The sequence below is a fragment of the Kitasatospora sp. NPDC088861 genome (genome assembly GCF_044750105.1).
Classification (GTDB): domain Bacteria; phylum Actinomycetota; class Actinomycetes; order Streptomycetales; family Streptomycetaceae; genus Kitasatospora.
The window spans coordinates 96830-103773 of record NZ_JBIVJF010000025.1 but is presented as its reverse complement, the minus strand read 5'-3'; the positions used below and the strand labels follow the sequence as shown (position 1 = coordinate 103773).

The following is a 6944-nucleotide window of genomic DNA, read 5'->3' as shown; positions in this document are numbered from 1 at the left end:
GCCCCCGCACCACCGAACTCCTCCGGCACGTGCACCGCATGCAGGTCACTCCCCCGCAACGCGTCCAACGCCTCCTGCGGGAACCGCCCCTGCTCGTCCACCTCCGCCGCGAACGGAGCGATCTTCGCCTCGGCCAGCGAACGCACCGCCTCACGGAGCATCTCGTGCTCCTCGGAGATACGGAAGAGATCGAACTCCTGGCTCATGATCGCCACTCCTGTTTCACGACGGTACTCAGTACCCTTCATTATGCACCCACGCGGCAAAAAGGGAACTCAGTGCCTTCACATGGCGGCACTGAGTTCCCTATCCTTTTTTCTGCCGAACTTCTGCCGAACAAGCCGGTCCGAGCGCAGGGAGATGACAGCGTGGTCCACTCAGCCATCGATGCCGACACCCGGAGCACCACGCTGTACTTCCAGCGCTGCTCGTGGTGCTGCAATCCGACCTTCCAGCGGCTGCTCTGCCCCACCTGCGGCTCCACCGAGCTGCGGCTGGAGCCCAGCGAGGGCACCGGCGTGGTCCGGCGCTGCGAGGTCGAGCAGGCCCGGACGCCGCTGGTCCGCCAGAAGTCCCTGATCCGGATGGCCGAGGGCTTCGACGTCTGGTGCATCGTCGACGGGCTGCGCAGCACCGTCCCGGTCGGGACGCGGGTGCGGCTGCTGTCCGCCCCCGGCTCCGACCAGCCCGAGCTGCGGCTGCTGCCGATGGAGGGGCCGCAGCCGCCGGTGGACGTCGAGCCGCGCCCGCTGCCGCCCGTCCAGGGCGGGTTCACCCAGCACCTCGCGGCCTTCGCCGAATAGCGTCCACCGCACGGCGGAGGGCGTGGCACCGGGTACCCGGTGCCACGCCCTCCCACTGCCGTGTGCGGGGATCAGCCCTTGCGGGCCTTCACCTCGGCGGTCAGCTGCGGCAGCACGGCGAACAGGTCGCCGACCACGCCGTAGTCCGCCAGCTCGAAGATCGGGGCCTCCGGGTCCTTGTTGACGGCCACGATGGTCTTCGAGGTCTGCATGCCCGCCCGGTGCTGGATGGCGCCGGAGATGCCGTTGGCCACGTACAGCTGCGGCGAGACCTGCTTGCCGGTCTGGCCGACCTGGTTGCTGTGCGGGTACCAGCCCGCGTCGACGGCGGCACGCGAGGCGCCGACGGCCGCGCCCAGCACGTCCGCGAGCTCCTCGACGACGCCGAAGCCGGCCGCCTCACCGACGCCACGGCCGCCCGAGACCACGATCGCGGCCTCGGTCAGCTCCGGACGGCCGGTCGAGACCCGCGGGGTGCGCGAGGTGACCTTGGCCGCGTTGCCGGTGAACTCCACCGCCACGTTCTCCACCGCGCCCGCGCCCGCAACGGCCTCGGGGGCCACCGCGTTCGGCTTGACGGTGATGACCGGCACGCCGTTGCTGACGCGCGAGTCGACGGTGTACGAGGCGGCGAACACCGACTGGGTGGCGATCGGGCCGCTGTCGCCCGCACGCAGGTCGATGGCGTCGGTGATGATGCCGGAGCCCAGCCGCAGTGCGACGCGGGCGGCGATCTCCTTGCCCTCGCCGGAGGAGGTGACCAGGACGGCGGCGGCGTCGTTGGCCTTGGCGATCTGGGTGAGGGCGTCCACCTTCGGGACGACCAGCTGGTCGGTGAACTCCGCGCCGTCGGCGACGTACACCTTGGCCGCGCCGTACTCGGCGGCCTTGGCCGCGAGGTCGGCGGCGGCGACACCGGCGCCGAGCACGACCGCGGACGGCTCGCCGATCCTGCGGGCCAGGGTCAGCAGTTCGAGGGCCGGCTTGCGGACCGCACCGTCGGCGTGGTCCACCAGGACGAGAATCTCAGCCATTGCTCAATGTCTCCGTGTTTCGCTGTGGCAGGGGGTGGGTGGCTCGGCCGGGCCGGCTCAGATGAACTTCTGGTCGGCGAGGAAGCCGGCGAGCTGCCTGCCGCCCTCGCCCTCGTCCTTGACGACCGTGCCCGCGGTCCGCGCCGGACGCGCCGCCACCGACTCCACCGCCGTCCACGCACCCGCCAGACCGACCTCGTCGGCCTCGATGCCCAGATCGTCCAGGTCCAGCGACTGGACCGGCTTCTTCTTCGCCGCCATGATCCCCTTGAACGACGGGTACCGGGCCTCACCCGACTGGTCCGTCACCGACACCACCGCCGGCAGCGCCGCCTCCACCAGCTCCGTCGCCGCGTCACCGTCACGACGGCCCCGCACCACACCGCCCTCGACCGACACCTCCGACAGCAGCGTCACCTGCGCCACGCCGAGCCGCTCCGCCAGCAGCGCCGGCAGCACACCCATCGAACCGTCCGTCGACGCCATCCCACCGATCACCAGGTCGAACCCGGTCTTCTCCAACGCCTTCGCCAGCACCGCCGACGTCCCGATCACATCCGAACCGTGGATGTCCTCGTCGTTCACGTGCACGGCCTTGTCCGCACCCATCGACAGCGCCTTGCGCAGCGCGTCCTTCGCGTCGTCCGGCCCGACCGTCAGCACCGTCACCTCGGCACCCTCGTTCGCCGCCGCGATCCGCAGCGCCTGCTCCACGCCGTACTCGTCGAGCTCCGACAGAAGGCCGTCCACACCCTCCCGGTCGGTGGTGTGGTCGTCCGCGAACCGACGGTCACCCGTCGCGTCCGGCACGTACTTCACACAGACGACGATCCTCAAGCTCATGAGTGGTTCTCCTGTCACGGTCGCGCTGGTCGATGGCCTCACGTCATGCCGAGGGTACTGAGTGCCAATCCCGGCCCGGCCGCGCCCTGCGCGCCGTGGGCGCCACCTGGACCGGCATACCGTGTCGGCGCTCTTCGACTGGTGTCGGAGGCTCCGTGAAGAGGATACGGCACTCAGTACCCCTGGTAAAGGAACTCAGTACCCTTCCCGGTGTGTGCTGGGCCTCAGGACGCCCTCAGGCGGCCAGCACCACGGCGGCCTCTCCCGTGTAGACGCGGAAGGTGAGGGACTCCTGGAGGTAGAGCCGCACGGTGTCGGCGTCGTGGGAGAGGTAGCCGACGGAGACGTCCTGGCCGAGGAAGAGTTCGAAGTCGCCGCCCCGGGTGGAGAGGAGGAGGGCGCCCTCGATGGCGGGGGCCCAGATGATGTCCCCGTCGAGGAGGCGGGCGAGGTGGTTGTGGACGGGGTAGCCGTGGTCGCTGGTCTCGTTGACGGCGGTGAAGGTGTCCGCGCCGAGCAGGAGCGAGTAGGGGCCGCCGACGCCGGCCAGGCGCAGCGCGGTGAGGGCGCGGCTGACCGCCTCGGGGTACTCGCGGACGTCCTCGGGGAGCTGGACCGGCGGGTTGGTGGAGCCGGCTCGGATGCCCTCGATGGCGGCGGCGCGGTAGCCCTCGAAGACGGCGCGGTCCTCGGCGAGGGCGATGGTGCGGGCGGCGTCCTTCACCGGCTGCCAGTCGGAGTCGCGGGAGCCGCGCTCGACGTCGTCGACGGCCTCGCGGCGGACGGTGAAGGGGACGCGCAGCTCGACCACCGGCTGGGCGGCGCGGGCGTGGGCCTGGACGCCGTCGGCGGGCGGTTCGATGCCGGTCAGGTGGCCGGTGCCGACGGCGGCGAGGGTGGAGCCGTCGGGGCCGTTCAGGTCGACCACGCGGCGGCCGGCGATGTGGAGCTTGAAGGTCTGGCGGGCCTCCTCCTCGATCTCCGCCCAGGCTGCGGCGGAGACGGGGGCGAGGTCGCGGTGCAGGTTGTTCATGGTGCGGGTCCTTGTCGGGAGGTCCGGTTCAGGGCGTGCCGCGCAGGCTGCCGATGCCGAGCGAGCCGCTCGCGGGGGGAGCACTCGGCGCGGGCGGAGCGGGCGGAGTCGTCCGCACCGGGGGCGCCGACGGCGCGGGCGGCGGGGCGTCGAGGAAGTCGGCGGTCGGGACGAAGAACAGCGAGCCGGTGGCGGCGGTGGAGAAGTCGAGCAGCCGGTCGGTGGTGCCGGGCGGGCGGCCCACGAACATGTTGCGCAGCATCTCCTCGGTCACCTCGGGATCGCGCGCGTAGCCGATGAAGTAGGTGCCGAACTCGCCGCCGCGGTCGAACGAGCCGAAGGCCATGTTGTAGCGGACGATCTTCCGTTCCTCGCCGTCCGGCCCGGTCACGGTGCTGAGCGCGACGTGCGAGTCGGCCGGTTTGACGGCGTCGTCGAGCTCGATGTCGGTGAGCTTGGTGCGGCCGACCGCCCGCTCCTGGTCCTCGACGCTCAGCGCGTTCCACGCGTCCAGGTCGTGCAGGTACTTCTGGACGATGACGTAGCTGCCGCCGGTGAAGTCCGGGTCCTCGGCGCCGACCACGGCGGCGGTCTCGGCGGCCCGGCCCTCGGGGTTCTCGGTGCCGTCGACGAAGCCGAGCAGGTCCCGGTCGTCGAAGTACTTGAAGCCCTGGACGGAGTCCACCACGGTGGCCGCCCCGGCCAGCCGGCCGGTGAGCTGGCCGGCCAGCTCGAAGCAGAGGTCCATCCGGGCGGCCCGCAGGTGCAGCAGCAGGTCACCGGGGGTGGCCGGGGCCCGGTGACGGGTGCCGGCCACCTCCCGGAAGGGGTGCAGGCCGGCCGGCCTGGGGCCGTCGAAGAGCCGGTCCCAGGCGTCCGAGCCGACGCCGGTGACGCAGGTGAGGCCCCCCTCGGGGACCCGGAAGCCGACCGCGCGGCGCAGCCCGGCGAGGTCGGGCAGCAGGTCGCGGACGGCGTCCTCGCCGCCGGGCTCGACGGTGAGGACCAGGAAGACCGCCGCGCTGGTCAGCGGGGAGAGCACGGCTTGCGGTTCGGCCTGCATGGCGAGGGTTCCTCCACGGTGGCGCGGGAGGCCGGGCGGCGTCCCGCTCATGGCCGGTGGTCAGCGTGCCGCGGCTGCCGCCGACCGGGCGGGCCGACGGTGTGACGGACCAGCGGCGTGACGGACCAACGGACATCTGATCATGCGTACGATTACACCCCATAGCGGACCATTCGGCGCGGGCGGCACTCCCCCGAACGGCCCTCCCGGACGCGCCGTCCGCCGAGGCCGTTCGGGGGCGCCCGCGGCCGGTGGGCACGCGGAAGGGGCGGACGCGCCGTCACGCGCCCGCCCCTTCCACCCCGGCTGTCAGACCCGCAGGGCCGCCAGCTGCTCGGCGAACGGCACCACCTGTTCGGGCAGCGCCGGCGCCGCCGGGCCGCGGCCGGCCAGCAGTGCCGCCAGTTCGCCCGCCGCGCGGTCGATCCGGCCCGGGAGGCCGTCGGTGAGCCCGTCCCCCGCCGCGCCCCAGTCGTCGGTGGCCGCGTAGACGGCGGTCGGCACCACCACCGCGCGCAGGTAGCTGAACAGTGGCCGGACGGCGTGCTCCAGGGCGAGCGAGTGCCGGGGCGTGCCGCCGGTGGCGGCGATCAGCACCGGCTTGCCGGTGAGCGCGTCGTGGTCGACCAGGTCGAAGAAGGACTTGAACAGGCCGCTGTAGGAGGCGGTGAAGATCGGTGTCACCGCGATCACCGCGTCCGCCCCGGTCACCGCGTCGATCGCCCCGCGCAGCGCCGCGCCGGGGAAGCCGGTGACGAAGTGGTGGGCGATCTCCGTGGCCAGGTCGCGCAGTTCGACCACCGTGACGTCCACCTGCCGTCCGTCATCGGACAGTTGACGGATCGTCGATTCGGAGAGGCGGTGGGCCAGCAGCCGGGTCGAGGACGGCTTGCTCAGCCCGGCGCTCACCACCACCAGCCGGTACGCGCTCACTTGGCCACCTCCACGATCTCCCCGTCGACGGACTTCCCGTCGGCGGACTCCTCGTCGCGGGCCGCGACCCGCGCGGCGTGCGTCGGCCCGTCCGGCACCGCGGCCGGGCGGTTCCTGGCGAACTCCTCGCGCAGCACCGGTACGACCTCCTCGCCGAGCAGGTCCAGCTGCTCCAGCACGGTCTTCAGCGGCAGGCCGGCGTGGTCCATCAGGAACAGCTGGCGCTGGTAGTCGCCGAAGGACTCGCGGAAGGCCAGCGTCTTCTCGATGACCTCCTGCGGGCTGCCCACGGTCAGCGGGGTCTGCTCGGTGAACTCCTCCAGCGAGGGCCCGTGCCCGTACACCGGCGCGTTGTCGAAGTACGGGCGGAACTCCCGCACCGCGTCCTGCGAGTTGCGCCGCATGAACACCTGCCCGCCGAGGCCGACGTACGCCTGCTCGGGCGTGCCGTGGCCGTAGTGGGCGTAGCGCTCGCGGTAGAGGGCGATCAGCTTCTGGAAGTGCTCCTTGGGCCAGAAGATGTTGTTCGCGAAGAAGCCGTCCCCGTAGTAGGCGGCCTGTTCGGCGATCTCCGGGCTGCGGATCGAGCCGTGCCAGACGAACGGCGCGACGCCGTCCAGCGGGCGCGGGGTGGAGGTGAAGGACTGCAGCGGGGTGCGGAAGCGGCCCTGCCAGTCCACCACCTCCTCGCGCCACAGCTGGTGCAGCAGCGCGTAGTTCTCGATCGCGAGCGGGATGCCCTGGCGGATGTCCTTGCCGAACCACGGGTAGACCGGGCCGGTGTTGCCGCGGCCCATCATGAGGTCCACCCGGCCGTCGGCGAGGTGCTGGAGCATCGCGAAGTCCTCGGCGATCTTCACCGGGTCGTTGGTGGTGATCAGCGTGGTCGAGGTGGAGAGGATGATGCGGTCGGTCTGCGCGGCGATGTAGCCGAGCATGGTCGTCGGCGAGGACGGGACGAACGGCGGGTTGTGGTGCTCGCCGGTCGCGAAGACGTCGAGGCCGACCTCCTCGGCCTTGCGCGCGATGGCCACCATGGCCTTGATCCGCTCGTGCTCGCTCGGGGTGCGGCCGGTGGTCGGGTCGGGGGTGACGTCGCCGACGGTGAAGATTCCGAACTGCATGCTGCTCACCACACTCCAGGTCGGCCCCTCGCCCGGGCGCTCGGGGCGCACGGGGCTCTCGGGGCGGATCGTTAAACTTTCAACCACCTTAGCACCCGGGTGCGGATCGTT

Annotated in this window: 8 protein-coding genes; 1 reads left to right on the top strand and 7 read right to left on the bottom strand. The window is 71.9% G+C overall.

Annotation, left to right across the window (positions count from 1 at the left end; genetic code table 11):
* A partial coding sequence (locus ACIP37_RS30355) for an acyl-CoA dehydrogenase family protein (RefSeq protein ID WP_380488116.1) occupies positions 1-206 on the bottom strand: 206 nt, incomplete at its 3' end.
* Between the two features lie 162 nt (positions 207-368).
* Here ACIP37_RS30355 and ACIP37_RS30350 point away from each other — a divergent pair.
* On the top strand, positions 369-803 hold the full coding sequence (locus ACIP37_RS30350) for a hypothetical protein (protein WP_363585622.1): 435 nt from the start codon (positions 369-371) through the stop codon (positions 801-803).
* 71 nt (positions 804-874) lie between these two features.
* Here the strand turns inward: ACIP37_RS30350 and ACIP37_RS30345 are convergent, their stop codons facing one another.
* The 6 genes from ACIP37_RS30345 to ACIP37_RS30320 all read right to left on the bottom strand — a co-directional run bounded on the left by ACIP37_RS30345 (position 875) and on the right by ACIP37_RS30320 (position 6833).
* Positions 875-1837, bottom strand: coding sequence for an electron transfer flavoprotein subunit alpha/FixB family protein (locus tag ACIP37_RS30345; RefSeq protein ID WP_400844815.1), 963 nt, complete (start codon positions 1835-1837; stop codon positions 875-877).
* A gap of 57 nt (positions 1838-1894) precedes the next feature.
* On the bottom strand, positions 1895-2680 hold the full coding sequence (locus tag ACIP37_RS30340; RefSeq protein WP_363585624.1) for an electron transfer flavoprotein subunit beta/FixA family protein: 786 nt from the start codon (positions 2678-2680) through the stop codon (positions 1895-1897).
* Between the two features lie 235 nt (positions 2681-2915).
* On the bottom strand, positions 2916-3713 hold the full coding sequence (locus tag ACIP37_RS30335) for a family 1 encapsulin nanocompartment shell protein (protein ID WP_350884446.1): 798 nt from the start codon (positions 3711-3713) through the stop codon (positions 2916-2918).
* Positions 3714-3741: 28 nt separating this feature from the next.
* Positions 3742-4776, bottom strand: a complete 1035-nt coding sequence (locus ACIP37_RS30330; RefSeq protein WP_400844812.1) for a Dyp-type peroxidase — start codon at positions 4774-4776, stop codon at positions 3742-3744.
* 309 nt (positions 4777-5085) lie between these two features.
* Positions 5086-5709 (bottom strand): FMN reductase, encoded by a 624-nt coding sequence (locus tag ACIP37_RS30325; protein ID WP_400844809.1) that lies wholly within the window; start codon positions 5707-5709, stop codon positions 5086-5088.
* Positions 5706-6833 (bottom strand): LLM class flavin-dependent oxidoreductase, encoded by a 1128-nt coding sequence (locus ACIP37_RS30320; protein WP_400844807.1) that lies wholly within the window; start codon positions 6831-6833, stop codon positions 5706-5708. The genes ACIP37_RS30325 and ACIP37_RS30320 overlap by 4 nt, the downstream gene beginning before the upstream one ends.
* Positions 6834-6944 lie beyond the last annotated feature (111 nt).

Bases quoted from the DNA above. Each gene is read 5' to 3' on its own strand.
- ACIP37_RS30330 (WP_400844812.1), bottom strand. From the start codon at position 4,776: ATGCAGGCCGAACCGCAAGCCGTGCTCTCCCCGCTGACCAGCGCGGCG.
- ACIP37_RS30345 (WP_400844815.1), bottom strand. From the start codon at position 1,837: ATGGCTGAGATTCTCGTCCTGGTGGACCACGCCGACGGTGCGGTCCGC.
- ACIP37_RS30340 (WP_363585624.1), bottom strand. From the start codon at position 2,680: ATGAGCTTGAGGATCGTCGTCTGTGTGAAGTACGTGCCGGACGCGACG.
- ACIP37_RS30335 (WP_350884446.1), bottom strand. From the start codon at position 3,713: ATGAACAACCTGCACCGCGACCTCGCCCCCGTCTCCGCCGCAGCCTGG.
- ACIP37_RS30320 (WP_400844807.1), bottom strand. From the start codon at position 6,833: ATGCAGTTCGGAATCTTCACCGTCGGCGACGTCACCCCCGACCCGACC.